This is a genomic window from Streptomyces sp. CLCI03 (genome assembly GCF_053615355.1).
Genome location: NZ_CM132132.1, coordinates 5,091,858 through 5,118,029 on the forward strand (window position 1 = coordinate 5,091,858; position 26,172 = coordinate 5,118,029).

Annotated in this window: 25 protein-coding genes and 1 tRNA gene; 20 read left to right on the top strand and 6 right to left on the bottom strand. The window is 72.2% G+C overall.

Going from position 1 to position 26,172, the window contains the following annotated elements; all coding sequences use genetic code 11:
• Positions 1–404 precede the first annotated feature (404 nt).
• The 3 genes from ACWG52_RS23480 to ACWG52_RS23490 are packed head-to-tail and all read left to right on the top strand — an operon-like array spanning position 405 to position 4,383.
• The gene (locus tag ACWG52_RS23480; protein WP_389817243.1) at positions 405–2,486 is read left to right on the top strand and encodes a helix-turn-helix domain-containing protein; all 2,082 of its coding nucleotides are present in this window, start codon (positions 405–407) and stop codon (positions 2,484–2,486) included.
• Positions 2,483–3,466, top strand: coding sequence for a hypothetical protein (locus ACWG52_RS23485; RefSeq protein WP_389817245.1), 984 nt, complete (start codon positions 2,483–2,485; stop codon positions 3,464–3,466). Before ACWG52_RS23480 ends, ACWG52_RS23485 begins: the two co-directional genes overlap by 4 nt.
• Positions 3,463–4,383, top strand: a complete 921-nt coding sequence (locus tag ACWG52_RS23490; RefSeq protein WP_389817248.1) for a DUF6339 family protein — start codon at positions 3,463–3,465, stop codon at positions 4,381–4,383. Before ACWG52_RS23485 ends, ACWG52_RS23490 begins: the two co-directional genes overlap by 4 nt.
• On the opposite strand, the gene ACWG52_RS23495 is transcribed toward ACWG52_RS23490, so the two are convergent.
• From ACWG52_RS23495 to ACWG52_RS23510, 4 genes are all read right to left on the bottom strand, one after another.
• Positions 4,374–5,726: a DNA cytosine methyltransferase gene (locus tag ACWG52_RS23495; protein ID WP_389817251.1), complete on the bottom strand. Its 1,353-nt coding sequence runs from the start codon at positions 5,724–5,726 to the stop codon at positions 4,374–4,376. The genes ACWG52_RS23490 and ACWG52_RS23495 overlap by 10 nt on opposite strands.
• Positions 5,723–6,754, bottom strand: coding sequence for a DNA cytosine methyltransferase (locus ACWG52_RS23500; protein WP_389817254.1), 1,032 nt, complete (start codon positions 6,752–6,754; stop codon positions 5,723–5,725). The genes ACWG52_RS23495 and ACWG52_RS23500 overlap by 4 nt, the downstream gene beginning before the upstream one ends.
• A gap of 51 nt (positions 6,755–6,805) precedes the next feature.
• Entirely contained in the window at positions 6,806–7,228 is a 423-nt protein-coding gene (locus tag ACWG52_RS23505; RefSeq protein ID WP_389817257.1) for a very short patch repair endonuclease, read from the bottom strand.
• 152 nt (positions 7,229–7,380) lie between these two features.
• The gene (locus tag ACWG52_RS23510) at positions 7,381–8,385 is read right to left on the bottom strand and encodes a tetratricopeptide repeat protein (RefSeq protein ID WP_389817259.1); all 1,005 of its coding nucleotides are present in this window, start codon (positions 8,383–8,385) and stop codon (positions 7,381–7,383) included.
• Positions 8,386–8,441: 56 nt separating this feature from the next.
• Between ACWG52_RS23510 and ACWG52_RS23515 the strand changes: the two genes are divergently transcribed.
• The 4 genes from ACWG52_RS23515 (at position 8,442) to ACWG52_RS23530 (ending at position 11,588) form a co-directional block, all read left to right on the top strand.
• Complete coding sequence (locus tag ACWG52_RS23515) at positions 8,442–9,266, top strand: class E sortase (protein ID WP_389817262.1); 825 nt, start codon at positions 8,442–8,444, stop codon at positions 9,264–9,266.
• 97 nt (positions 9,267–9,363) lie between these two features.
• Entirely contained in the window at positions 9,364–9,714 is a 351-nt protein-coding gene (locus ACWG52_RS23520; protein WP_375942032.1) for a DUF6412 domain-containing protein, read from the top strand.
• A 114-nt stretch (positions 9,715–9,828) separates the two neighbouring features.
• Entirely contained in the window at positions 9,829–10,569 is a 741-nt protein-coding gene (locus ACWG52_RS23525) for a YidC/Oxa1 family membrane protein insertase (RefSeq protein WP_453125817.1), read from the top strand.
• 161 nt (positions 10,570–10,730) lie between these two features.
• Positions 10,731–11,588 carry a fumarylacetoacetate hydrolase family protein gene (locus ACWG52_RS23530; protein WP_389817269.1) on the top strand — a complete coding sequence of 286 codons (858 nt, stop codon included), beginning with the start codon at positions 10,731–10,733 and terminating at the stop codon, positions 11,586–11,588.
• 151 nt (positions 11,589–11,739) lie between these two features.
• Here the strand turns inward: ACWG52_RS23530 and ACWG52_RS23535 are convergent, their stop codons facing one another.
• Entirely contained in the window at positions 11,740–12,861 is a 1,122-nt protein-coding gene (locus tag ACWG52_RS23535; RefSeq protein WP_390169448.1) for a Gfo/Idh/MocA family protein, read from the bottom strand.
• Between the two features lie 55 nt (positions 12,862–12,916).
• Here ACWG52_RS23535 and ACWG52_RS23540 point away from each other — a divergent pair, with 55 nt between their 5' ends.
• From ACWG52_RS23540 to ACWG52_RS23600, 13 genes are all read left to right on the top strand, one after another.
• On the top strand, positions 12,917–14,014 hold the full coding sequence (locus ACWG52_RS23540) for an ROK family transcriptional regulator (protein WP_389817277.1): 1,098 nt from the start codon (positions 12,917–12,919) through the stop codon (positions 14,012–14,014).
• A gap of 314 nt (positions 14,015–14,328) precedes the next feature.
• Complete coding sequence (locus tag ACWG52_RS23545) at positions 14,329–15,072, top strand: hypothetical protein (RefSeq protein WP_389817280.1); 744 nt, start codon at positions 14,329–14,331, stop codon at positions 15,070–15,072.
• Between the two features lie 77 nt (positions 15,073–15,149).
• Positions 15,150–15,914 carry a GntR family transcriptional regulator gene (locus ACWG52_RS23550; protein WP_389817283.1) on the top strand — a complete coding sequence of 255 codons (765 nt, stop codon included), beginning with the start codon at positions 15,150–15,152 and terminating at the stop codon, positions 15,912–15,914.
• Positions 15,915–16,062: 148 nt separating this feature from the next.
• Entirely contained in the window at positions 16,063–17,190 is a 1,128-nt protein-coding gene (locus tag ACWG52_RS23555; RefSeq protein ID WP_389817286.1) for a TIGR03364 family FAD-dependent oxidoreductase, read from the top strand.
• Between the two features lie 5 nt (positions 17,191–17,195).
• Entirely contained in the window at positions 17,196–17,951 is a 756-nt protein-coding gene (locus tag ACWG52_RS23560; RefSeq protein WP_389817289.1) for a phosphonatase-like hydrolase, read from the top strand.
• Positions 17,948–19,000 (top strand): ABC transporter ATP-binding protein, encoded by a 1,053-nt coding sequence (locus ACWG52_RS23565; protein WP_389817293.1) that lies wholly within the window; start codon positions 17,948–17,950, stop codon positions 18,998–19,000. Before ACWG52_RS23560 ends, ACWG52_RS23565 begins: the two co-directional genes overlap by 4 nt.
• Positions 19,001–19,046: 46 nt before the next feature.
• Positions 19,047–19,904: a 2-aminoethylphosphonate ABC transporter permease subunit gene (locus ACWG52_RS23570; RefSeq protein WP_389817376.1), complete on the top strand. Its 858-nt coding sequence runs from the start codon at positions 19,047–19,049 to the stop codon at positions 19,902–19,904.
• On the top strand, positions 19,891–20,688 hold the full coding sequence (locus tag ACWG52_RS23575) for an ABC transporter permease (RefSeq protein WP_389817296.1): 798 nt from the start codon (positions 19,891–19,893) through the stop codon (positions 20,686–20,688). Before ACWG52_RS23570 ends, ACWG52_RS23575 begins: the two co-directional genes overlap by 14 nt.
• Positions 20,689–20,769: 81 nt before the next feature.
• Positions 20,770–21,843: a 2-aminoethylphosphonate ABC transporter substrate-binding protein gene (locus tag ACWG52_RS23580; RefSeq protein ID WP_453125819.1), complete on the top strand. Its 1,074-nt coding sequence runs from the start codon at positions 20,770–20,772 to the stop codon at positions 21,841–21,843.
• A gap of 196 nt (positions 21,844–22,039) precedes the next feature.
• Positions 22,040–23,563 (top strand): alkaline phosphatase family protein, encoded by a 1,524-nt coding sequence (locus tag ACWG52_RS23585; RefSeq protein WP_389817302.1) that lies wholly within the window; start codon positions 22,040–22,042, stop codon positions 23,561–23,563.
• Between the two features lie 135 nt (positions 23,564–23,698).
• Positions 23,699–24,478, top strand: a complete 780-nt coding sequence (locus ACWG52_RS23590) for an HAD-IIA family hydrolase (RefSeq protein WP_389817306.1) — start codon at positions 23,699–23,701, stop codon at positions 24,476–24,478.
• A 136-nt stretch (positions 24,479–24,614) separates the two neighbouring features.
• On the top strand, positions 24,615–25,211 hold the full coding sequence (locus ACWG52_RS23595; RefSeq protein WP_389817309.1) for a hypothetical protein: 597 nt from the start codon (positions 24,615–24,617) through the stop codon (positions 25,209–25,211).
• A gap of 16 nt (positions 25,212–25,227) precedes the next feature.
• A complete protein-coding gene (locus ACWG52_RS23600; RefSeq protein ID WP_389817312.1) occupies positions 25,228–25,896 on the top strand; it encodes a class F sortase in 669 nt (222 codons plus the stop codon).
• A gap of 55 nt (positions 25,897–25,951) precedes the next feature.
• On the opposite strand, the gene ACWG52_RS23605 is transcribed toward ACWG52_RS23600, so the two are convergent.
• A tRNA-Lys gene (locus tag ACWG52_RS23605) sits at positions 25,952–26,025 on the bottom strand.
• Between the last annotated feature and the right edge of the window lie 147 nt (positions 26,026–26,172).

Consider the following 26,172-nt stretch of genomic DNA (forward strand, 5'->3'; position numbering starts at 1 on the left):
GAAGAAGCTCACTCTCCGGTTATCGCAAAGGTCGGCGCGACGAAATCAAGACGTGGGCGCGAGAGGGCGTGCGAGGGATGTCGCGGGGGCGCGAGGCAGCCTTGATGAGGGCATGGCAAATAGCCTGTAGGCGCGCACCCCCCGGTGGTTCTCGCGGAATCCTCACCCGGCGAGTGATCGAAAGGGTCGCACGGGTGAAGGAGGTGGCACAAGGGGCGCTGTGGGCACTTCAGCCGGTCGGGTTGCCGGGAAACGTACCGATTCCTTGGGGCCCGGCCGCGGGTGGCAGCCGAATCCGCACGATGGTTCGATGAGTAAATTTTGACACATTCTCCGCTGTCAAATGGTCAGTTGTATGATGCGCGAGGTCGTTCCCGCACGATGACATGGAGTGCTGACGGATCGTGGTCGACAACTACGGAGCCTGGCTGGGGCGTCAGCTGCAGCGACAGGGGATGACCCAGACGGAGCTCGCGGCACAGGTGAACGTCACCCGGGCCGCCGTCTCCACATGGGTGAGCGGCCGGGTGACGCCCCGACCCGACACGGTGAAGCTCATAGAGGAGGCCCTCGGGGTCGTCCCCGGGGCCTCCCTGTCGATGGACGAGACCGTCGGGCACGAGCGGCTCACCTGGTACCACCGCCCCGCACACGTCGACGGCGGACGCGAGTACGGCAACGCCGCCGCCTTCGCCTTCGACGCCGACCTCTCGGTCCTGGCCCGCGAAGCGACCCAGAACAGTCTTGACGAGATCCTCGACACCGGTCGACCGGTACGCATCCGGCACGTCCTCCACGAGATCTCCGGCGAACGACTCGACGCCTTCCGGCGCGTGATGCGCTGGGACGCGCTGCGCGAGCACTACGAATCGGCCGCGAGCGCGGGCAACAAGGCCTCCCGCGCACTGGCGCGGGCCCTGCGCGACATCGAGGACCGCGCGAGCCTCGTCCTCCTGCGCGTGGACGACTACAACGCCAACGGGTTGACCGGCGACGACTACGACGACGGCCGCTTCGCCGCGGTCGTCAGGCGCCAACTGGACAGCGTGAAGTCCAACGCCAGCGCCGGTGGATCCTTCGGCCTCGGCAAGGCGACCCTCTGGTCGGCCAGCTCCCTGGGCATGGTCCTCATCAACAGCACCCTGAGCCGGCCGCACGACGGACACCGGGAGCGGCGCCTCATCGGCCGCATCGACCTCCCCTGGCACACCGTCGGGGACCAGGCCTACGCCGGCCCCGCCTGGCTGGGCGAGGCCGACCCGGACCGCGACGGCGCGGCCCGTTCCTGGTGGGCGGACGAGGCCACGGTCGAGGCGCTGCACCTCGGACGCGACAGCGACGAGCCCGGAACCTCCTTCCTCGTCGTCGGCGCACACCAGGGGGACGACGAGGACGCCGACCTCGAAGCGCTGCACGAGAAGCTGTCGGCCGGGCTGGGCCGGAACTTCTGGGCCTCCATGATCGCCGCCCCGGGATCCGAGCCCCTCGTCCAGGCGTCGGTCGTGGCCCTGCGCGACGGCGTCGAGGTCGTCGCCGAGCGACGCGTGGTCCCCGACGAATACGAGCCGGCCCGCTCACGCGCCCTGCGCGCCTTCCTCGAAGGGGCGACGGTCGACCGACTGACCGCACCCGAGCAGGTCGTCGAGCGACGCGTCCGACTCGACGTACCCCCCTTGCGCTCCCCGGAGACCGAGGCGGACGGCAAGCCGGTCCGGCACGAGGCCGTCCTGCTCGTCACCGCCGCCGAACCGGACGACCCGCGCCCCAACCAACTGGTCTGCATGCGGGGCAACCGCATGGTGGTGATGACGCAGACCATCAACCCCCCGCTCGGCGGGAACGCCTACCAGGCCCTGCTCCTCGCGGGCACGGCCGCCGGGGACTCCTCCGACGGCGCACGCGCCGCGGAACGCTTCCTGCGCACGGCGGAACCGCCCGAGCACGACACCTGGAAGCGCACCGAGGACCTGGTCGTCACCTACGCGCGCGGCGTCGTCCGCAGCATCGGCGACTTCCGGTCCGCGATGCGCGAAGGGGTCCTGGCCGTCGTCGCCACCCGCAACGACGCATCCACCGAGGACGAGGCCGTTCCGTCCGTCCTGCGCGAGGTGCTGCGCATCGACGCCCCCAAGGGGCCGCCCCGCAACGCGCGCAGCCACCCCCAGGTCGACGACGTCGACGGCCACGTCGACGACACCGGCGCCTGGCAGGTCCGGGTCGAGGTCAACCTGCCCCCGCAGGCCGATCCGTGGACGCTCGTCCCCGTCCTGCGATTCGTCACCCGCTCGGGACCGAAGCCCGTCGTGAAGTGGGCCCGACTGGTCGCCGAGCGCAACTGCGAGGTCACCGCCGAAGGTTCCCTGCTGTTCAAGGCGGGGGCCCGCACAGCGGTCTTCGTCGGGGAGAGCGACGTGCGGGACCATCCCGTACCCGCGCGGCACGCCCGCGTCGAGGTGGACGTGCAGCGCGCGAAGGAGTCGATGTGAAGCAGCTCGTCCCCTACCCGACCCTGCGCCGATCCGACGGACTCACCACGATCGAGGTGCGGGAGGGACGCGTCGACGAGGACGCCCTGCCGCTGGAACTCGTCAACCGGCAGGAACGCCGTGTCGCCGTGCACGGTGTGGGCTACGCCGACTGGTCCACCGCGCGGCTCGCGGTCCGCATGCGGGTACCGGCGGTGGCCGACGCCGAAGGCCGGGGCTGGCGGGACGTGCGGGCGGCGGTGACGATCGCCAACCGCACCTCCAACGTGCGCTCGGTGACCCCGCTGCGCCAGGACGCCTCCGGCGACTGGATCGGCGAGGTACGCGTCGACCGCGACGAGCACCTGGGACGACTGCAGCTCACCGGCATCGTCACGGCGACGGTCGACGGAGTGCCCGGCCGCCTCATCGGATCCGCCGAGGACACCTGGACCGTGGACGTGGACGCGCGGACCGCCCACCGCGAGCAGGACATCCGCATGACGGAGGTCGACTTCGGCTCCGACGAGCACCCCCACCTCCACGACTTCCGGCACAACGAATGGGCGATCGACGCGAACGGCGCCGTCCCCACCGTCTACGTCAACACCGCCCTCGAAGGAGTGGCGCGGCTGCTCGGCGCACCCGCACGGGGCATGTCCCCCGCGGAGGGCGCCCTGCAGAAGGCGCTCGCCGCCAAGCTCGGCACCGACCTGTGGGTCACCCTCTTCCACAGCGCCGCGGACGAGGTCTTCGCCGAGGACGGAGAGCCCCAATGGCCGGGCGGCTGGCGGGACAACGTCCTCAAGCGGATGCTGCCCGACGTGTGCCCCGACCTCTCCCCGTCCGACGCGCTGCGGGAACTGCTGTCCCGCCGGGTCGGTGGCGCGGGCCGGGACCTGCACATGCGCGTACTCCACGCGGCCGGGCGACAGTCCCGGTCGGCACGCTCGCTGGGCGAGGCATTGCGGGACATCACGAAGGGGAGCGCGAAGCAGTGAGCTGGGAATCCGTCTACGAAGGAGCGGCCGCCGCACCCGAGCGGCTCGCACTCCTTCCCGACGCCGTGGCGCGGCGCGAACTCGACGACGAGGTTCTGGGCGGCCGGAGCGCACTGCCCCACGAGAAGCTGGACCGCGGCTCCCGCGCGTTCGAGGACGACGGCGACCGATGGCGCGCGCGGCCCGTACGCGAGCTGTTCGACGCCGCGATGCGCAGGTTCGTCGAGGCGCACCCCGGGGCCAGTGACGCGTGGCTCGCCCCCCGCCTGCACGCGACGCTCCGACTGACCCGCCGGGAAGCCGGCGACTCGGAACTCTGGAACCACCTGGCGTTGCGCGTCGCACCGGACTACGTCCTGTGGCGCTGGCTCGGCGGCGAGAACGAGAACGGCGGCGGGGGCGAGGCGCGGGTCAACCCACGGCGCTTCACCGGCCCCTTCCACGTCCAGGCCATGGCCCGGCTCTGGTGGGCCGCCGAGATATACCGCGACGGGCGCAACTACGCGACGGCGGAGGCGGCCTGCGCCAACCAGGAGATGTTCAACTCCGCACTGCGACAGGACGTGTTCCTGCACCGGCCCACCGCCCAGACCGTGATCCGGATGCTGCGCGACGGCACCGTGACCAGCACCAGGGCGGCGAACGCGCTCATCAAGGCGGTCAACACCGCCGGGAGCACCATCCAGTACGAACTGGTCGCACCCGACGAGCCGTTGGACACCAAGGCCCGGCGCCTGTGGATGGAGGACCTCACCTACGCGCCACCCGTCCCGCACGATTCCCTGCCGGACGGACCGGACGACGGGGAGGTGGACTTCTCCTCGGTCGCCCGGCTGCTGCCGCTCTTCCAGGAGCTGTTCACCACCGCGCCGATCCGCGGCAAGGAGGAGGAGCCGGTGGAGAACCCCTACGCCTGAGCCGTGTCCGACGTCAGGTCCTCCGCCTCGTGCCGATCTTCGAGGCCCGCCCCGCCCTCCAGGGCGTGATAGACGTGCTCGGCCAGCGCCCGTGCCAGCGGTACCGGTACCGCGTTGCCGATCTGGCGCGCGATCTGGGACTTGCTTCCGCACCACCGGAAGCCGTCGGGGAACCCCTGGATGCGTGACGCCTCGTAGTGGGTGATCGGGCGATGGTCCACCGGATGCAGGTACCGCCCCTTCTCCGGCTTGAAGAATTCGGTGCGGATCGTCACGGAGGGCTTCTCCCACACGAGCCGGCCCATGACGTCACCCGAGCCGCTGTTGTGGCGGTTCCAGCTCTCGGTCGAGAGCGGGACCAGCTTTCCTTCCACGAGCGCCGGGGGCGCGTTCCTCAGCGCGTGTCGGTTCTGACCCGGTTCGATGGCCCGGTAGCGGGCCAGGGAGAGGTCCGTCGGCCGGCGACCGATGTGCAGCGATTCGCTCGTGAACGGTCCCGGGATCATCTCGCGGAGCCGCGCGACGAACTCCTTGTCGAGGACGCCCGTCTCGGTGACCTTCCGGGAAATGGTGACGGACGGGACGTTCTCGTCGTTCAGTTCCGGCAGGTCGAACCGGCTCGGCTTGTACGGGATCGGGTCCTTCTCGCCGTCCAGGCATTCCTTGAGGGTCTTCCAGGCCGCCTTCGGCTCCTCGGCCGCGAAGAGGCCCGCCTGGCGCGCCTTGCCGGCGCCCGCGTGCGACGGGGCGGGGTAGGAGATGTGCCGCTTCCCCCGCACCCCGATCACGATCGTCCGCTTCCGCAGCTGCGCGGCGCCGTAGTCGGCCGCGTTGAGGACCTGCGGATCCTCCAGCGTGTACCCGAGTTCGAGAAAGGCGCTCTTCAGATCGGAGAGCTGGCTGGACGAATTGAACCGCTCGACGTTCTCGATGATGAAGATGCGCGGCTGCACCAATTCGACGATCTTGAAATACTCTTCCCAGAGCCGGTTGCGCGGATCGTCCGGATCGCCCTTGCCGAGCCCGGAGAAGCCCTGACAGGGCGGGCCCCCCAGGATCACGTCGGCGTGCAGGCCCTTGGACCTGACGACGTCCACCCAATCCGCGATGTCACCGAGGAAGAAATGGTGATCGCTCCCGGTGGTGTCGTCCGCCCATTTCTCGAAATTCGTGAAATAGGTCAGAGCGGCCGCCGGATCGATCTCGACCCCGGCAATGGGGGCGAAGGAATGCACGCCGTCCTTCATGGTGTCCCGGGAGAACTCGAAGAAGCCCCGGGTGAAGCCGCCGCAGCCCGCGAAGAGGTCGACGACTTTGTAGGGGGGCTTGTTCTCGGAGTTCATGGCGCGAGTCTAGCCGGCGTCGGCCCTTCCGCGGGCCGGAGGTCGATCACCGGCCGGAGGGCGACCGCGAGCGCGCGACCGACCGCCGACGCGACCGGCGGAGGGCACGCGTTGCCGATCTGGCGGTACGAGGACGTCTTGCGGCCGGCCGGCACCCAGTCGGCGGGAAAGCCCTGAAGGCACGTCACCTGCGGGACGGTGAGCTTGGGCAACAGGTCGGCGGGAGCGGAGGCGTCCGGTACGTCGTCCCCGATCCCGCCCCCGTTCACACCCAGCCGTTCCCACGCGCGCTTCGAGCCGGTCGGGCCGAGGTCCGGACCGCCGCGCCTGTCCGAGCCGCCGACGATCGTCGGGGCGGGCTCGTCGGCACGCCGGGCCCACGCGGCCGCACCGGGCCAGCCCCGGCGGGCCATCGACTCGTACAGCACCGTGCCGACGCTCCGGGTGGGCGGACCGGACGGCTCCGGCCACGAGAACCGCCCGAACTCGGGCTCCCGCAGCGCGACCAGGAAACCGTGCGGGCGCCGCTGCGGAACGCCGAAGTCGCAGGCGTCGACCACCCCCCACGTGGAGCGGTAGCCGACCTCCCGCAGGTTCTCCTCCACCCACCGCCGGGTCGGCGCGTACGCGTCGGCGAGGGCGAGGCCGGGGATGTTCTCCACCAGGACCGCGCGGGGCAGGGCGGCCTGCGCCAGCCAGATCACGGCCTTCAGCAGGTACTGCTCCTCGTCCGCGTTCTTCCGCATGGTCGAGGCCGCCGAGGGCAGGCGGGGCAGACCGGCCGCCAGGAGATCGACGGAGGTGCCTTCGGCGAAGAGATCCGGGCGGTCGGACGGCAGGAAGTCGCGGAGGTCCTGCTCCAGCACGGTCCAGTCCGGACGGTTGCCCCGCAGGGTGGCGCAGGAGTCGGGCTTCGTGTCCAACAGCGCGATCGGGTCGAATCCGGCCGCCTCCAGGCCCAGCGTCAGACCGCCCGCGCCGGCGCACAGCTCCAGAGAGGTGAGCCGGTCCGGCCCCGAGAGCGTCATGTCGTCCTGTCCGCGTCGGTCGGACGCATGTCGATCGCCCCGGAGGGCGGGTCAGCCGGTCTTCGCGCCGCGGCGGGCGTCGATGACACGGGCCGCCACCGACTCCGGTGCCTCGTGCTCCCAGAACCGCAGGACGGTCCAGCCCGCCGCCGCCAACAGCTCGCTCGTCTCGCGATCGCGCGCCATGTTCTTGTCGAGCTTCTCACGCCACCACTGTGCGTTGGCCTTCGGCTGCGTCGCGTGCTCGGGACACCCGTGCCAGAAACATCCGTCGAGGAAGACGGCGACCTTGGCCCCGGGGAAGGCGATGTCGATCGTGCGGCGCGGCATGCCGGGCACCTTCACCTGCAGGCGATAGCGCAGGCCCGCCGCGTGCAGCAGTCTGCGCACCGCCAGTTCGGGGGTGGTGTTCCGGCGTGCCTGGCGACTCATACGGGCCGACACGGACGGGGAGGAAGGCACGGCCGCGGTCATGACGCTCTCCCTCCTCCACTGTCCGTCCGCAGGTCCGGGGAGGCGTGCTCGGTCGAGCCACGACGAGGACTCGGCACGGCACCCCCCACCTGAAGCCGATGGTACGTAATCACCGGACCGGCGACATCGTGTCCCCGGCCTGAGCGTCCCGCTCAGCCGCGGGACACCTCGTGGCACTCCGCGTACGGCTTGCCCGAGCCGCACCAGCAGGACGCGGTGGGGATCGGGGGCCACGGGGTGGCCTTGCCGCGGGCCGCCAGGGTCGTGGCGTATTCGGCGAGGAGGGACGGGGAGGCCGGGGAGGTCTTCTCCGAAGCCGCGAAGGCCTCGTAGGAGGGGACGCTCGCCGTGACGATGCCCAGGTTCGTGGTGCCCGAGGCGGCCAGGGCGCGCAGCGAGGTCTCGATCTCCCGCAGGTGGGCCTCGTGCGAGGGGTACTCGGAGGCCAGGGTCGGGTAGCTGGTCAGCAGCTCCGACAGTTCGCGCTGCGGCCAGTGCAGGATCGCCACCGGGAAGGGCCGGGAGAGGGCCGCGCGGCGGTCGCCCAGTTCGGCGCGCAGGCGGGCGATCTCGGCGCGCAGTTCGGTCGGGTCGTCGGAGCCCAGGGCCCAGATGCGCTTGGGGTCGTGGAGCTCGTCGAGGGGGATCGGGCCGATGTGGCGGGTGTCCGCGACCATGTCCCAGTCGTCGTGCGGGCGCCCGAGGAGGCGGCGTACGCGATGGCGGCCCGTGAGCAGGGCGGTGGTGGCCGGGGTCAGCGGGTCGTCCTCCGCGATGAGGAGGGTGGCCGCTTCGGTGAAGCAGTCGTGCGAGGCCTCCAACTCGTCGTGGGCCTCCAGGGCTTCCGCGATGACCTCCCACGGTGCCGGTTCCTTGGGCGAGGCGGCGCGGATGCCCGAGATGAGGGCGCGGGCCTCCGCCTCGTGACCGTACTCCCAGAGGTTCGCCGCCTGGAGGGCCTTGATCAGGTGGGGGTCGGACGGTGAGGCGGACAGGAGTTGGTCGTACAGGGCACTCGCCCGGTCGCGTGCGTCGGCCAGTTCGAGGTGGGCCGCGGCCTGGAGGAGCAAGGGCTCCTGGTCCTCGGGGTAGCGGGTCGCCGTGCGGATGAGGCGCTCGGCTTCGGCGATGTGCTCGGCAGGCGTGTCGGGGCGCATGGTTCACACCGTACTGCCGCTGGTCAGTTGACGGGGGAGGACTTAGGGTGCCGCCCGTGCGAGATCGCGTACCTGTGGTGGTGCAGGGGAGCGGCCGGCGGGGGCGCCGGGCCGGTCTCGCGGGGGTGCTGTGGGCGGGCGCCGAGCTGATCGTCACCGTGGGGGTGGTGGTCCTGTTGCTGGTGGTGCATCAGGTGTGGTGGACGAACCGGCAGGCCGCGGCCGCCGCTCAGGAGCAGGTCCAGGCCCTGGAGCGGGCCTGGGAGGCGGATCCTCCCGACGCTCCCGGAGCGGAGCCGGCCGGGGCGGCGACGGGAGCCGAGTCCGGGGCGGAGGGGGGTCCGGCGGTGGGCGCGGAGCCGAGCGGGCCGGCGGCCACCGGCGCGGCGCCGGCCGCGAGCCGGGCCGCGCGACCCGCCGCCGGGACTCCCGCGCGGGACCGGGCGTACGCCGTGCTCCGCGTCCCGCGCCTCGGGCTCGTCGTTCCCGTCGCGCAGGGCGTCGACAAGCGGGCCGTCCTGGACAAGGGCTACGCCGGGCAGTACCCGGGGACCGCCGGGCCGGGGGAGCGGGGGAACTTCGCGCTGGCCGGGCACCGGAACACGCACGGCGAGCCGTTCCGGTACATCAACCGGCTGCGGGCCGGCGACGAGCTGATCGTCGACCTGCGCGGGCACCGGTACACGTACGTGGTCGGGAAGATCCTGAACGAGACCACCGAGCGGGACACCGGGGTGATCGCGCCCGTGCCGCGCAGCGTGGTGAGACCGGACCAGGGGTACGGCGAGCCCGGGGCGTACATCACGCTCACCACCTGCACGCCCGAGTACAGCTCGAAGTACCGGCTGGTGGTCTGGGGGACCCTACTCAAGTCTTCCTGACGTCGATACTTGCGGCCGATGGATCCGTAGGCGGGGCCGGTTACCATCGGTGTCGTACGGGAGTTCGTGCGCGGGAGTGGAGAGGGGGAGGTCGGTCATGGCTCGGCGACGACGCGACGGCGACCTGCTGTCCTTCACCTTGTTCGCGCGGACCTCGCGGGCCCTCGCCGTGCTGCTCCCGCTCGTGCTGCTCGGGGGCCTCCTCGGGCTGTTCGCCGGGGAGGGCGGGCTGGGCGCCGTGGTGGTCGCCCTCGCGGCCACCGTCGCCGTGGGCACCGAGGCCCTCGCCGCCGCCACGCGGCTCGTGCGGCCCGTGCCACCGCACCGCATACGCACCGCGATCCGTGATCGCGAGCAACGCACGGCGTTCCTGCCGCAGCGTGATCCCGATGCCTCCGGCCGGTCGCGGCCCAGGGCGCCCGGTCGTCTCCTTCCGACGGCCGCGTAGGGGCGCGCAGTACTTCTCGCCTTCTGCTGACTGATCACTGTTGTCGCCCCTCGCGGGTCGTCACGCCGAAATGCACTTCTTTCGACGTTCGACGAGACCCTCCGGAGGGCCCGCGTGTCCGTTTTCACCCACCTTGTTGCTGAGCTGGGCCGGCTTCTGGAGCCGGTGCTGGCACAGTCCGCGACCGCTGCCGCGATCGTGCTGTTCACCGTGCTCGTACGGCTCGCGCTGCACCCGCTGAGCCGGGCCGCCTTCCGCGGGGCGACTCCGGCGGCGGGGTGCCTGCCGGTGCTGCTGCAGCTGCCGGTGTTCTTCGTGATGTACCAGGCGTTCTCCTCCGCCGAGGTGGGCGGGAAGGCGAACGAGCTGCTCGGGCACCGGCTCTTCGCCGCGCCGCTGGGGGCCCGGTGGACCGACGCGCTGGGCGAGGGCGGCCCGTTCGGGGCGCAGGGGCTGGTGTTCCTCGGGCTGTTCGGGGCGATCGCGGTGGTGGCCGCGTGGAGCGCGGTACGGGGGCGCCGGACGGCCGCCTCGGTCGCGGCGGCGGCTGCCGAGGCCAAGGCCGCCGGCCCGAGGAAGTCGGTCGGGCGGGTCGCGCCCCAGGGCAAGGCCGGCGCCAAGGCGGGGGCCGGGGTCGGGGTCATGGCCGAGGTGAGCGCCGAGCAGCAGGAGGTCATGCGCAAGCTGGGCGGCGTACTGCCCCTGCTCTCGTTCGGGACGCTGATCACGGCCGCCGTGGTGCCGCTGGCCGCCGGGCTCTACCTGCTGACCACCACCGCTTGGTCGGTGGCGGAACGCGTCTGGCTCCAGTACCGCAAGGAGCGGGCGGAGCGGTCCGGGGAGCAGGTGGCGTAGGAGCGGGCAGCGGATGGAGGCCGGCGTTCCAGTCCGTGAACAGGGTCTTGCGGATGGGAAGGACATCTTGGAGGATCGACCAAATCCTCCGATGGCCGCAACCCATCGGCCGGCCCTGGGCACGCCCCGGGCCGACCACCCACGACCACGGGAGAATGCCCATGAAGCTGCTGCGTGTCGGACCCGTAGGGTCGGAGCGCCCCGCGCTGCTCGACCGGGACGGGACCCTGCGTGACCTGTCCGGCCTGATCACGGATGTGGACGGCGGCCTGCTGGCCGACGACTCCGTCCTGACCCGGGTGCGGGAAGCGGCCGAGTCCGCCGAGCTTCCGGTCCTGGACGCCGAAGGCCTGCGCATCGGGGCCCCGGTCGGCCGCATCGGCAAGATCGTGGGCATCGGCCTGAACTACTTCGGCCACGCCGCCGAGATCGGCGCGGAGCCGCCGGCCGAGCCGATCCTGTTCCTGAAGGCCGCGGACACCGTGGTCGGCCCCGACGACACCGTGCTGATCCCGCGCGGCAGCGTGAAGACCGACTGGGAGGCCGAGCTCGGCGTCGTCATCGGCAGCACCGCGCGCTACCTGGACTCCGCCGTCCAGGGCCTCGCGCACGTCGGCGGGTACGTTCTGGTCAACGACGTCTCGGAACGCGAGTTCCAGATCGAGCGCGGCGGCACCTGGGACAAGGGCAAGAACTGCGAGACCTTCACGCCGATCGGCCCCTGGCTGCTCACCGCCGACGAGGTCCCGAACCCGCAGGTCCTGGACGTGAAGCTGTGGGTCAACGGCGAGCTCCAGCAGGACGGCAACACCTCGGACCAGATCTTCCCGGTCGGCGAGGTCGTCCGGTACCTGAGTCACTTCATGACGCTGTACCCGGGCGACGTCATCGTCACCGGTACGCCGGCCGGCGTGGCGATGGGCCGGCCGGAGCCGAAGCCGTACCTGCGGGCCGGTGATGTCGTGGAGGTGGAGATCGAGGGTCTCGGCCGGCAGCGCCAGGAGTTCAAGGGCGCGTAGGCGGACGCCTTAGCGGGATCAGGGGAAGGGGCGGGGGCGCATCGGCGGCCCCGCCCCTTTCGTGGCGACGGCCGCCTTCCGGCGATCGACGTTCGGTGCCGGTGCCGGTGCCGGTGCCGGTCCGCCGTCCCGTCCCGTCGCGCGGGCGGCCTCAGCCGGATGCGGCCCCGGTGGCGGGAAGCTCCACGACCACGCCCTGCTCGGACGACCGGCGGGCCGCCTCCAGCACGTCGAGGCACTGTGCGGCCTCCAGTGCCGTCACGGGCGCGGGCCCGCCCGTGCGCAGCGCGGCCGCCACCGCCGCGTAGTACGCGGGGTAGTCGCCCTGCTCGGTCGGAACCGGGATGCCGCCGCCGGTCAGCGGGGACTCGCCGGAGCCGAGCCGCCCCCACAGGTGCGGGGGCTCCTCGCCCCACGGCAGGTCCCCGCCCGGCCGCAGTCCGTCGCGCAGGGCGCCCTCCTGCGGGTCGAGGCCGTACTTCACATAGCCGGCCCGGGAGCCCAGGACGCGCAGTCGCGGTCCGAGCTGGGCGGTGGTGGCGCTGACGTAGAGGTGGGAGCGGACCCCGTTCGCGTGCGTGAGCGCGAGGAAGGTGTCGTCGTCGGTCTCGGCGCCCGGGCGGCGCACGTCGGTCTCCGCGTAGACCCGTACGGCCGGGCCGAACAGCACCAGCGCCTGGTCCACGACGTGGCTGCCGAGGTCGTAGAGCAGACCGCCGATCTCCTCGGGGGCGCCCGACTCGCGCCAGCCGCCCTTCAGCTGCGGGCGCCAGCGCTCGAACCGGGACTCGAAGCGCTGGACCTCGCCGAGCTCGCCGTCGGCGATGAGGCGGCGCAGGGTCAGGAAGTCGTTGTCCCAGCGGCGGTTCTGGAAGACGGAGAGGAAGGTGCCGCTGCGGTCCGCGAGGGCGGCGAGCGCGCGGGCCTCGGCGGCTGTGGCGGCGATTGGCTTGTCCACGACCACCGGGATGCCGGCTTCGAGGGCGGTGGTGGCGAGCGGGACGTGCGTCCGGTTGGGGGAGGCGATCACGACCAGGTCGAGGTCCCGCTCCCACAGCTCGGCGGCGGTGGCGGCGATGCGCACGTCGGGGAACTCCGTGCGGGCCTGGGTCTGCCGGGCCGGGTCGGAGGTGACGACGGTGTCGAGGGCGAGCCCGTCGGTGGCGGCCACGAGGGGGGCGTGGAAGACGGAACCGGCGAGTCCGTAGCCGATGAGGCCGACGCGCAGCGGGGCGGGAGAGGTGGGGGAGGCGGAGGTGGCGGGGGTGCTCATGCCTCCACTTTGGCAACAGTGTTGCCGAAGTGCAAGGAAGGTGGACAATGGTCATGTGAACAGCGGGAGCGGTGACGGGCGCGGCGGGGTGAACCTGCCGACGCTGCGCGGATACAACGAGGCGCTGATGCTGGATCTGCTGCGCGGCGCGGATCCGGAGGGCCTGGGCCGCGCCGAACTCGCGGCCCGTGCGGGACTCACCCCGCAGGCCGTCAGCAAGATCACGGCCCGGCTCGGCGCGGACGGACTGGTCGAGGAAGCCGGGCGCGCCGCGTCCACCGGCGGCAAGCCACGCACCCTGCTCCGGCTGGTGCCGGAGGCACGGCACGCGCTCGGGGTGCACCTGGATCGCGACGAACTCCGGGTCGTACGGGTGGACCTGGCCGGTCACGTCGTCGCCGAGAGCCGTGGCCCGCTGGACTTCGCGGTCGGGCCGGACGCCGTGCTGGAGGCCGTCGTCCAAGCGGTCGCGGGGGTCCGTGAACCGGCCGGGCCGCCTCTGCTGGGCGTGGGGGTGGCCGCGCCGGGGCCGCTCGACCACCGGTCCGGGGTGATGGGCCGGGTGACCGGGTTCCCGGAGTGGGAGGGCTTCCGGATGCGGGAGCTGCTGGAGGGGCGGCTGGGGCTGCCGGTGCTGGTCGACAAGGACACGAACGCGGGAGTGGCCGCCGAAGGTTCCGGACGGTCCGGCGGGTGCGGGCCCGGCACCTCCGTGTACCTGCACATGGGGACCGGACTCGGCGCGGGCCTGTGGCTGGGCGGCGGGATCTACCGGGGCGCGCGCTCGGCGGCGGGGGAGTTCGGGCACCAGGTGATCAGCCTGGACGGCCCGCCGTGTCCCTGCGGGGCGCGGGGCTGCGCGGAGGTGCTGTGCCTGGGGGCCGTGGCCCGGGGTGATCTCGCCGAGGCGGCGCGGGTCCTGGGGGTGGCGGCGTCCAACCTGGTCGCGCTGCTGGACGTGGACCGGGTGCTGCTCGGTGGGCGGGAGGTGACGGCGGCGCCGGCGGTCTTCCTGAGCGGGGTCCGGGAGGTGCTGGTGGAGCGGGCGGCGGTGCCGGCCGCGATGCCGGTGGTTGCTCTCGCGCGGGTGGGGGTGGCCGAGGGGGCGGCCGAGCTGGCGCTCGGGCCGACGTTCGGGCGGCGGGCCGGATGAGCCACGGGCTCGGTGCCGGGTGCCGGGTGCCGGGTGCCGGGTGCGGGGTGCGTGTCGGGTGCCGGGTGCGGCGCCGTTGCCGGGGGCGCTGCCCCCGGACCCCCGCGCCTCAAACGCCGGCGGGGCTGAAAGGGGGCTCGGCGGGGCTGGAAGGGCGGTGGGGTTGACCTCGTGTGTCATTCGGGCGTAAACCGGTACGACTCAGGCGTGGCTCCCGGTGGCGGGTCGTGCGGGGGTGGCAGGGTGCGGGCAGGCCGGGGTGATTGTCACCTCGTCCGATCATCGTCCCGTCCGGCGAGCAGCGAAGGTCTTCCATGCGACTACGCAAAGCCCTTGCCCTCACCGCCGCCCTCTCCGCCGCCCTGGTCGCCACCACCGCGTCCACCGCCGGAGCCGACATCGGTGCGGGCGGCGGGCGCCCCGCGCCCGCGCTGCCCTCGCGCGCGCAGGCCACCTGCGGTGACGGGAAGAGCACGGCCTTCCCCATCGGGGCGCGGATCCGTGGCGGTCCGGCCGTGTACCGCACCGGTGCCGGGGCGCAGACCTGGTACCTGGACCTGACCAACACCACCAACTCCGAGTGCACGGCCATCCACCCGATCGTCGTCTTCACGGACAAGGCCCACACCCTGCGCCCCGCCCACCTGCGCATGGAGTTCGACGCCCCGGGCGGCACCTTCCCCGTCAGCCTGGAACACAGCGACCGCGACGAGATCATCGCCATCTTCGACGGCGGCGACGCCTTCCCCGGCTTCACCGTCGGCCCCGGGGGCTCCATGACCGTCAAGGTGGGCCTCTCCTTCGCCCCCGACGCGCCCGTCGGCGAGGTCGTCGCCGACGCCGCGCTCGTCCAGCGCAAGGGGGACGACGGCGACTGGATCGGCGAGGCCGGCGGCTACCGCTTCTCCGTCGAAGGGTCGGAGGATCCCGTCGAGGCGGGCTCCCTCGCCCACACCGGCCCGCGCGAGTGGGTGTACGGCACGGGCGCCGTGGCCGCGCTCGCCACCGGTGGCGGACTGCTGCTGGGGGCCCGCCGACTGCGCCGTTCCGGCCGCTGACCACACGTACGGCGGCCGCGAACCGTCTTGTGCCCCCGTCACCGCGCGCCGTCGACCGCCCCGCATAGAGTCCCACCGTGGACGAACAGACCCAGCGGCACCGCCCCGGCTCACCCGTGCGCTCCGGCATCCCCGAGCACGGCCGGATCCCCAAGTACTACGCCGTCAAGGCCCGGATCGCCGAGCTCCTCGACGTGCTCGGCGAGGGCGGCACGCTGCCCACCGAGCGTGATCTCGCCGAGCGGTACGAGGTGTCCCGCGAGACCGTCCGCCAGGCCCTGCGCGAACTGCTGCTGGAAGGCCGGCTGCGCCGCTCCGGCCGCGGAACCGTCGTCGCCGGCCCCAAGCTGGAGCAGCCGCTCTCCCTCGCCAGCTACACCGAGGGCGTACGCCGCCAAGGCCGCCGTCCGGGCCGTCACCTCATCGGCCTGGAGCAGTTCCCCTGCCCGCCCGACCTCGCCCCCGGCATCGGGGCCGAGCCCGGCGAGCCCGTCTGGCACCTGGAGCGGGTCCTGCTCGCCGACGACGAGCGCGTCGGCCTGGAGAGCACGTACATCCGGGTGGCCCGGGCCCCTCGCCTGAACAGCGACTTCCAGCCGGACTCCTCCTTCTACGGATACCTCCGCGACAGCCTCGGCATCTCCTTCGGCGAGGCCGACGAGAAGCTGGAGACGGTCCTGGCGACCCCCCGCGAAGCCCTGCTGATCGGCACCCCGCCCGCTCTCCCCATGCTGCTGATCCACCGCTTCTCGCGGGACCAGGATGGCCGGCCGCTTGAGCGGGTACGTTCGCTCTACCGTGGTGACCGGTTCAGCTTCACGACCCGACTCCACGCCGAATAGCCCAGGAGGAATCATCCGGTACAGGTCGAATCAGGACGCATTCACATCACAAAAAGATAACGGGTCTAGTCCAAGTGTCGGGGGCTGTTCACCGGCGCGTCGCCGGACGGATCCTCGCGGGCCACGGACCCGACCCACCGTTGGCGGCGTGAAAGTCATAGTCGTCGGAGGCGGCGTGGTCGGCACCATGCACGCCTGGCAAGCAGTCGAACGCGGCCACGAGGTCGTCCAGATCGAGCGAGAAGCGGAGGCCCGTGGCGCGTCCCTGCGTAATTTCGGCCAGATCTGGGTCAGTGGACGGGCCGGGGGAGAGGAGCTCGACACCGCCCTGCGGGCCCGCGAGCTCTGGGAGCGCATCGGTGCGGAGGTGCCCGGCCTGGGCTTCCGCGCCATCGGTTCCCTGACCCCCGTCCGCACCCCGCGCGAACTCGCGGTGGCCGAGGCGGCCCTGGCCCGCCCGGATGCCGCCGCCCGCGGCTACCGACTGCTCACCGCGGCCGAGGCCCGGGAGATCAACCCGGCCCTGCGGGGCGCGTTCGAGGCCGCCCTGTGGTGCGAACGGGACGCGGCCGTCGAGCCGCGCACCGCGCAGCTCCACCTCCGCGAGGCCCTGCGCGCCCGCGCCGCCGGCCGCTACACCTTCCTCGCCGGCCGCGAGGTCCGCGAGGTCGTCGGTCCCGGCGCCGTCCGCGACGACCACGGAGACGTCCACCGCGGCGACGCCGTCGTCCTCGCCACCGGCGCCTGGCTGTCCGGCCTGGTCCGCGAGCTGGTCCCCGACCTGCCCGTCCGCCGCGTCCGCCTCCAGATGATGCAGACCGAGCCGCTCGGTGAGCCGCTGACCACCTCGGTCGCCGACGCCGACAGCTTCCGCTACTACCCCGCCTACCGGTCCCCCGCGCTCGACGCCCTCAACGCCGAGCAGGAGCAGGCGCCGATCGCCGCCGAGCACAAGATGCAACTGCTGATGGTCCAGCGCCGGGACGGCGGACTGACCATCGGCGACACCCACGAGTACGAGCACCCCTTCGCCTTCGACACCCTCGAAGACCCCTACGAGCACGTCGCCGCCGTCGTCGGGTCCTTCCTCGGCCGCCCCCTGCCGAGGATCCGACACCGCTGGGCGGGCGTGTACGCGCAGTGCACCGACACCACCCGCGTCGTCCACCGTCAGCAGGTGGCCGACGGCGTCTGGCTGGTGACCGGACCCGGCGGGCGAGGCATGACCTGCTCGCCCGCCATAGCCGAGACCACCGCGAACGAACTGGGCTGGTAAGTCAGATGAACGACACCGACGTCACCAACAGCACCGGCAGCACCGACAGCACCGACACCACCGACGGAACCGGCAGCGGCGGCCGCAAGCTGGTCGTCCTCGACATGGCCGGCACCACCGTCGCCGACGGCGGCCTCGTCGAGCGCGCCTTCGAGCAGGCCGCCGAGCGACTCGGCGTCGAGCCCGGCACCCCCGACCACGCCGAGAAGCTCCGGTACGTCCTCGACACCATGGGCGAGTCCAAGATCTCGGTCTTCCGCCACCTCTTCGGCACGGAGGAACTCGCCCACCGCGCCAACTCCGCCTTCGAAGAGGCCTACGGCGCCCTCGTCGACGGCGGCCTCGTCACCCCGCTCCCCGGCGCCCGCGCCGCGATCGAGCGGCTCCGCGCCGACGGCCGCACCGTCGCCTTGACCACCGGCTTCGCCCGGGTCACCCAGGACGCCATCCTCGACGCCCTCGGCTGGCAGGACCTGGCCGACCTCACCCTCTGCCCCGCCGACGCGGGTGGCCGCGGGCGCCCCTACCCGGACATGGTGCTGACCGCGTTCCTGCGCACCGGCGCCGTGGCCGACGTGAGCGACGTCGTGGTCGCGGGCGACACCGCCTACGACATGCTCAGCGGCCGCCGCTCCGGCGCCGGGATCGTGGCGGGCGTCCTCACCGGCGCCCACGACCGCGAGGCGCTCACCCGGCACGGCGCCACCCACGTCCTGGCCTCCGTCGCCGAACTCCCCGCTTTTCTCGGGGAGTCCCCGTGAGCGGCATCCGCTTCGACGCGGTCAGCGTCGCCTACGGCGGCAACACCGTCCTGGACTCCCTCGACCTGACCGTCGAACCGGGCGAGGTGATGGCCCTGCTCGGCCCCTCCGGTTCGGGCAAGACCACGGCCCTGCGCGCCGTCGCCGGTTTCGTCCGGCCCGTCGCGGGCCGGGTGCTGATCGGCGGCCGGGACGTCACCGCGCTCCCGCCGCACAAACGCGGCATCGGCATGGTCGTCCAGCAGTACGCGCTCTTCCCGCACATGCGGGTCGAGGACAACGTCGCCTTCGGCCTCAAGGCCCAGAAGGCCGCGAAGGCCGAGATCCCGGGGCGCGTCGCCGAAGCGCTGGAGATGACCGGCATGGCGGCGTACGCGAAGCGCTACCCGCGCGAGCTCTCCGGCGGCCAGCAGCAGCGCGTGGCCATCGCCCGCGCCCTCGCCATCCGCCCCGGGGTGCTCCTGCTCGACGAGCCGCTGTCCGCCCTCGACGCGCAGCTGCGCTCCGGAATGCTCGTCGAACTGGCCCGCCTGCATCGCGAACTGCCCGACGTATCGATCCTGTACGTCACCCACGACCAGGTGGAGGCGCTCACCCTGGCCGACCGGATCGCCGTCATGGACCAGGCCCGGCTGCGGGAATGCGGGACCCCGCTGGAGCTGTACCGGGCCCCGCGCACCGAGTTCACCGCCTCGTTCGTCGGCAACGCGAACCTGCTGCCGGTGACGGTGGCCGAGCGCGGCGCGGTCTTCGAGGGCCGGACGTTGGCCCTCGACCGCGGGCGGGCGGCGCCGGGCGCCACGGCCACCCTGTGCGTACGGCCGCACCTGCTCGGCCTGGGGGCCGGCCCCAACGCGCTGAGCGGCACCATCACCGAGGTCCAGTGGCGCGGCTCGACGCACCGGCTGTACGTGGACGTCGCCGGTCACCGCGTGAAGGCGGACCTTCCCGAGCTGCGGGAGACGCCCGCGCTGGGGGAGCGGGTCACGCTGCACTTCGAGCCGCGGGACGCCGTGCTGCTGGCCGCGGGGGTGTCGTCCCGTGCCTGACGCCGTGCGGGCGGCCGCGCCCCCACGGGGCTCCGCCCCGGACCCCGTGCCGCGAACGCCTGCGGGGCCGGGGCCGGGGCGGAGGCGGGTGGCCCGGGGTCTGTGGGTGTTGCCGCCTGTCGTCGTGCTCGGGGCGGTGTTCCTGTATCCGCTCGGGCTGGTCGTCCAGCAGTCGTTCAGTCCCGAGAACGGCGGCGGCGCCTTCGACGCGTACGCCTCCGTCTTCGCCTCGGAGAGCTTCCGCGAGGCCCTCGGGACCACCGTCTGGTTGGCCGTCGGCGCGACCCTCGGGTGCCTCGTGCTCGGCTTCGTGCTCGCGCTGATCATCGCCTTCGTGCCCTTCCCCGGGGCCCGCGCCGTCGCCAAATTCATCGACGTCTTCCTCTCCTTCCCCTCCTTCCTCATCACCCTCGCCCTCCTCTTCGTCTACGGAACGGTCGGCATGGCCAACGGCCTCGTCACCGACCTCACCGGAGCCGCAGAGGGGCCCTTCCACTTCCTCACCACCCCCTGGGGCGTCCTGCTCGCGGAGATCACGTACTTCACGCCCTTCGTGATGCGCCCGCTGCTCGCCGCCTTCTCCCAGCTGGACACCGCCCAGCTGGAGGTCGCCGCCGGCCTCGGCGCCCGGCCCGCCCGGATCGTGCGTCGGGTGATCCTGCCCGAGGCCCTCCCGGCCCTCGCCGCGGGCGGCAGCCTCGTCCTCGTCATGTGCCTGAACGAGTTCGGGATCGTCCTGTTCACCGGCGCCAAGGACGTCACGACCCTCCCGATGCTCATCTACGGCAAGGCCATCCTCGAATCCGACTACGCGGCCGCCTGTGTGGTCGCCGTCGTCAACATCGCGATATCCGTCGGCCTGTTCGGCCTCTACCGGGTGGTGGGCAAGCGTGCTGGTGCATAGCAAGACCGGCCGCTGGGCCGCATGGGGCCTCTTCGGCCTCCTCTTCCTGCCGCTGTTCGCGCTGCCCCTGCTCGTCGTGGTCGCGGCCTCCTTCGCCACCCACTGGTCCGGGGCCTTCCCCTCCGGACCGACCACCGAGAACTACGCGGCCGCCGTGCGCGGCGAATCCCTCCAGGCCCTGACCACCAGCCTGGTCACCGCCCTCGCCGCGAGCCTGCTCGCGCTCGCCGTCGGCACCTGGGCCGCGCTCGTCGCGGCCACCCTGCGCACGCGGGGGAAGCGGCTCCTGGACGCGCTGTTCGTGCTGCCCGTCGCCGTGCCGTCCGTGGTCGTCGGCCTCGCCGTGCTGGTGGCCTTCAGCCGGCCGCCGGTCCTGCTCAACGGCACCAGCTCGATCGTCATCCTGGCGCACACGATCCTTGTCACGGCGTTCGCCCACCAGTCGGTCTCGGCGGCGATCGTACGGCTCGACCCCGCGTACGAGCAGGCGGCCGCCTCCCTCGGCGCCCGTCCCGCGTACGTGCTGTGGCGGGTCCGGATCCCCCTGTTGCTGCCGTCCCTCACGGCCGCGGCCGGCCTCTGCTTCGCCCTGTCCATGGGCGAGTTGAGCGCCACGATGATGCTCTACCCGCCGGACTGGATGCCCCTCCCGGTCCGCGTCTTCACCGCCACCGACCGCGGTTCGCTCTACAGCGGCTCCGCCGTCGCCGTGGTCCTGATGGCCGCCACCCTGCTGGTCCTCCTGGCCGTCTCCCGCGTCCGCACCAGGGCCTCCTACCGCTGAACCCCGTACGCGCTCCGTACGCACCCCGTACGGACCCGTGCTCCCCACCCCGCCGACTCCCTTTCCCCGTAAGGAAGTTCCATGACCGGCAAGAGACTCCTCCGTACCGCCACCGTCGTCACCGGCGCCCTCGCGCTCGCCTCCTCCCTCACCGCCTGCGGTGGCGGCTCCGCCGCCGACGCGAAGGGTGGCGAGAAGATCGTCACCGTCTACAGCGCCGACGGCCTCAAGAGCGAGAAGGGCGACGGCTGGTACGACAAGGTCTTCGCGGACTTCACCGCGAAGACGGGCATCGAGGTCAAGTACGTCGAGGGCGGTTCCGGCGAGATGGTGCAGCGCGCCGTCCGCGAGAAGACCAACACCCAGGCCGACGTACTGATCACCCTGCCGCCCTTCATCCAGCAGGCCGACGGCAAGGGCCTGCTCCAGTCCTACCGGCCGCAGGGCTCCGACAAGGTCAACGGCGCCGACAAGGCGGCCGACGGCAGGTGGACCTCGGTCGTCAACAACTACTTCGGCTTCGTCCACAACAAGAAGGAGCTCCCCGAGGCCCCCAAGACCTGGGAGGAGCTGCTGGACGCCAAGTACAAGGGCAAGCTGCAGTACTCCACCCCGGGTGTCGCGGGCGACGGCACCGCCGTGCTCATCAAGGCCATGCACGACTTCGGCGGCCAGGAGCCGGCGATGGAGTTCCTGAAGAAGCTCCAGGCCAACAACGTCGGCCCGTCCTCCTCGACCAGCAAGCTGGCGCCCAAGACCGACAAGGGCGAGCTGCTCGTGGCCAACGGTGACGTCCAGATGAACTTCGCGCAGTCCAAGTCCATGCCGAACCTGGGCATCTGGTTCCCGGCGAAGGAGGGCGGCAGGCCCACCAGCTTCGCCCTGCCCTACGCGGCCGGTCTGGTCGACAAGGCCCCGCACGCCGAGAACGGCCGCATGCTGCTCGACTTCCTGCTCAGCGTCGAAGCCCAGCAGCGGGTCAGCGCGGTCGGCGGCGGCTTCCCGGCGCGCACCGACGTCAAGCCGACCGACGCCAACGCCGTCGCACTCACCCAGCTCATGACGGGTGTGGAGATCTTCGAGCCGAACTGGGCCGACATCGACAAGAACCTCACCGGTTACGTCGACGCGTGGAAGTCGGCAACCGGAAGCTGACCGGTTACTTGCCGGCCATCCCCACTCGGCAGAGTGGCTTTTGTATAACGGGTCTGGACCGAGGACCGCACCTTCGGTCCGGACCCGAGCACACCGGAACGCCGCACACCGGAACGCCGCAGACCCGAACGCCGCACACCGCTACGTCGCAACGCCCCCGCTCCTTTCGCCGCTCACTTGCTCCCAGGAGGAGTACGTGTCCCCTGTCCTGTCCGGACGTCGTGCCATCGCCGCGACCGCCGTCACCGCCGTCACCTCAGCCCTGATCGCCGCCACCCTCGCGGCCACCCCCGCCGCCGCGGCGGCGAACACCGACAAGGTCCTCGTCATCGGGATCGACGGCGCGGTCCTCGACCGCGTCAAGGTCGCCGCCGCGCCGAACCTGAACGGCCTGATGGCCCAGGGCCTGACCGCCCGCAGCACCCTCTACGCCGGCCCGATGGCCGCCACCTCCTCGGGCCCCGGCTGGTCCACCATCGCCACCGGCGTCTGGCCCGACAAGCACGGGGTGAAGGACAACTCCTTCATCGGCAAGAACTACGCCGCCCACCCGGACTTCCTGACCCGCATCGAGAACGCCGAGCCGGCGCTCAACACCTACGCGGCCGCCGACTGGGAGCCCGTCACCTCCACCGACCAGAACGGCCCGATCTTCTCCTCCAAGGTCGACAAGCGCCTCTCCCTCAAGGGCGACCGCGACGGCTACCGCACCGAGGACCCCAAGGTCGCCGCAGCCGCCGCCGCCGAGCTGCGCGACCGGAACCCGGACGCCGCCTTCGTCTACCTCGGCGAGATCGACGCGGCCGGCCACTCCTACGGGGCGGCGAGCCAGCAGTACCTCGACACGATCGCCCGCGTCGACACCCTGGTCGGTCAGCTCCTCACCGCCGTCAAGAACCGCCCGACGTACGCCCAGGAGAACTGGAAGATCCTGGTCAGCACCGACCACGGCCACACCGACTCCGGCGGCCACGGCGGCTCGACCATCCAGGAGCGCGGCACCTTCGTCATCGCCAAGGGCCCGGGCATCCCGGCCGGTTCCGTCCGCTCCGACGTGCGCCTGGTCGACGTCGCCGCCACCGCGCTCGCCCAGGTCGGCGTCAGCGGTACCGGACTCGACGGCGTCCCGCTGAACGCCCCGGACGACGATCCCTTCGACAGCCTGCGCCCCAACCTCCAGGCCCGGGTGGACGAGACGGGCATCCCGGCCGGGGTGAAGGGCTTCACGCACACCCCGCCCGCCGGCTGGTCCGTCGACAATTCCAAGATGGGTACGGGCGGTGTCACCGAGTGGGCCGGCTGGGCGTTCGCGACCGACGAGTTCTGGACCCAGGCGCAGCGCGACCAGTGGCGCGAGCTGAACGTCCGCTCCCGTGACGTCTTCGCGGTCGCCGACTCCGACGAGTGGGACGACAAGAGCCACACCGGCACCTTCGACTCCACCCTCGTCACCCCCAAGTGGGCGGTCAGCGGCGGCAGCACGCGGAATCTGACCTTCCAGACGCACTACCGGCACGAGGCCGGCCAGACCGCCCAGGTCCTGGTCTCCTACAACGGCGCCGCCCCGACCGTGGTGAAGACCTACACCGCCGACGCCGTCGCCAAGGCCGAGTCCCTCGCCCTCCAGGTCCCCGCCGGCGCCACCGACGTCCAGGTCCGCTTCCGCTACAGCGGCACCAACAACTGGTTCTGGACCGTCGACAACGTCCGCCTGGGCTGACGGCTCCACGCTCCGGATCACGCTCCGGATCACGCTTCGGGTCCGGGCTGTGGACGGCAGGGACGTCCACGGCCCGGCCCCGATAGGGTGGTAGAGACCAGAGGTCGCAGGTCACCGAGAGCGGAGAACAGTCCAGTGGCAGAGCGCAAGCCGATCGAATCCTGGCTCACCGACATGGACGGGGTCCTCATCCACGAGGGCACCCCGATCCCCGGCGCCGATGCCTTCATCAAGCGGCTGCGCGAGTCCGGCAAGCCCTTCCTGGTGCTGACCAACAACTCGATCTACACCCCCCGCGACCTCCAGGCCCGGCTGAGCCGCATGGGGCTGCAGGTCCCCGTCGAGAACATCTGGACCTCGGCGCTGGCCACCGCGAAGTTCCTCGACGACCAGCGTCCGGGCGGCACGGCCTACGTCATCGGCGAGGCGGGCCTGACCACCGCCCTCCACGACATCGGCTACATCCTGACCGACCACGAGCCCGACTACGTGGTCCTGGGCGAGACCCGGACGTACAGCTTCGAGGCGATGACCAAGGCGGTCCGTCTGATCAACGGGGGCGCGCGCTTCATCTGCACCAACCCCGACGAGACCGGCCCCTCCACCGAGGGCCCGCTCCCGGCCACCGGCGCCGTCGCCGCGCTGATCACCAAGGCGACCGGCAAGAAGCCGTACTTCGCCGGCAAGCCGAACCCGCTGATGATGCGGACCGGCCTGAACGCCATCGGCGCGCACTCGGAGACCAGCGCGATGATCGGCGACCGGATGGACACCGACGTGCTGGCCGGTCTGGAAGCGGGCATGCAGACCTTCCTCGTCCTCACCGGCCTGACCACCGAGCAGGACACCGAGAAGTTCCCGTTCCGCCCCACCAAGACGGTCGCCTCGATCGCGGATCTGGTCGACCTGGTCTGATCCGTTCCCGGGCAGGGCGTACGGCGTACGGCCGAACGGGCGTAGCGCGTTTGGGGCGTACGGCCGACACGTACGGCGCCGCTCCGGATGCGCGGCGGCGCGCCGCGCGTGAATCTCCTTGTCGAGGAGGTTCACCATGCGCAGTGTTCCGATCGCTGTCCGCGCCACCGCGATGGCCGTCACTCTGGCGGCGTTCTCGGTGGTGACCGCGCCGATCGCCCTCGCGGGCGAAGAGGACCGCGGTGACCGCGGTGACCGCGGCAGCGTCACGGTCGACCCGAATCCGGCTCACCCCGGAGCGCAGGTCAAGCTGCGCGTCCAGGGGTGTGACGGCACCCGCGGAGCGGCCAAGTCCGCCGCCTTCGTGTCGGACGTCGACCTCTACGGCCGCGACGGCGGCCGCAGCCCGCTCTACGGCGACGCGATGATCAGCTCGCACGTCTCACCCGGCTGGCACTCCGTCCGGGTGATGTGCGACGGCCACGAGAAGTTCAGCGGCTCCGTCCGGATCGCCCAGTACCGCCCGTCCCACCACCCCAGTCCCGTCTGGCCGGTCCACGCGGGCGGCGGCGGAATGGCGGCCGAGCTGGCGGCGCAGCCGGTCAAGAAGGCCCACGGCACCGACGGCCCGGGGCTGCCGCACACGGTGATCGGCGCCGTCCTCGCCGCGGTGGCCACGCTGGCCGTCGCGGGCCGGGCGCTGGCCCTGCGCCGCCGCCGCAGCGGCGAGTGAGGTCGGTGAGGGCCAGGTGAGTGAGGACAAGGCCTCGGCGGGCGGCCGGCTGCTGACCTTCGCCGCCTGGGCGGTGCTGGTGCTCGGCCTGTGGCTGTGGGGCCGCCAGCTCACCGTGGCACCGGCCCCGCCCGCAGGTCAGGCCGGCGGGACGGTGGGTTCGGGGCTGCCGGCCGCGCACGCCCCGCTCGCCGCGGCCCCGCCCCAGCGCGTCGACGTACCGTCCATAGGCATCCAGGCCCCGGTGATCTCCCGGGACCTGGACAAGGACGGGGCGATCGACCCGCCCCCGTACGACCAGCCGGGCACGGTGGGCTGGTGGGGCCGGGGCACCCAGCCGGGTGCGGCCGGGACGGCGCTGATGGTGGGGCACGTGGACACCCGGTCCAAGCCGGCCGTGTTCTACGGCCTGAGCTCCGCGCAGCCGGGCGACAAGGTGCGGGTGGTGCGGACGGACGGATCGGTCGCCGAGTTCACGATCGAGGACGTACGGGTCTACGAGCGCGCGGCCTTCGACGCGCACAAGGCCTACGGCCAGCGGGTCCGGGGCCGCGCCGAGCTGAGGCTGGTGACCTGCGGGGGCACCTACGACAAGGCGGCCAAGGAGTACACGGCGAACGTGGTGGTCTCCGCCTACCTGACCGGCGTCGGAGCCCGTCCGGGCGCGCCGGGCACCGCGGCCTGAGCGGAAAACGAAGAAGCCCCTCGCAGCTTTCGCTGCGAGGGGCTTCTTCCGTCTGTGCGCCGCCAGGGACTCGAACCCCGGACCCGCTGATTAAGAGTCAGCTGCTCTAACCAACTGAGCTAGCGGCGCTTGCTGACAGGGAAAACTCTACCCCACCTCCAGGGGTGCCCGTGACCAGCCACGCCCGCCTTGTCCGATTAACCCATGTTTGACGGGTTTATCGTGCACCATGTGTCTGCGCCTGCCGCATCTGATGCTTCATCAGGTGCGGCTCCG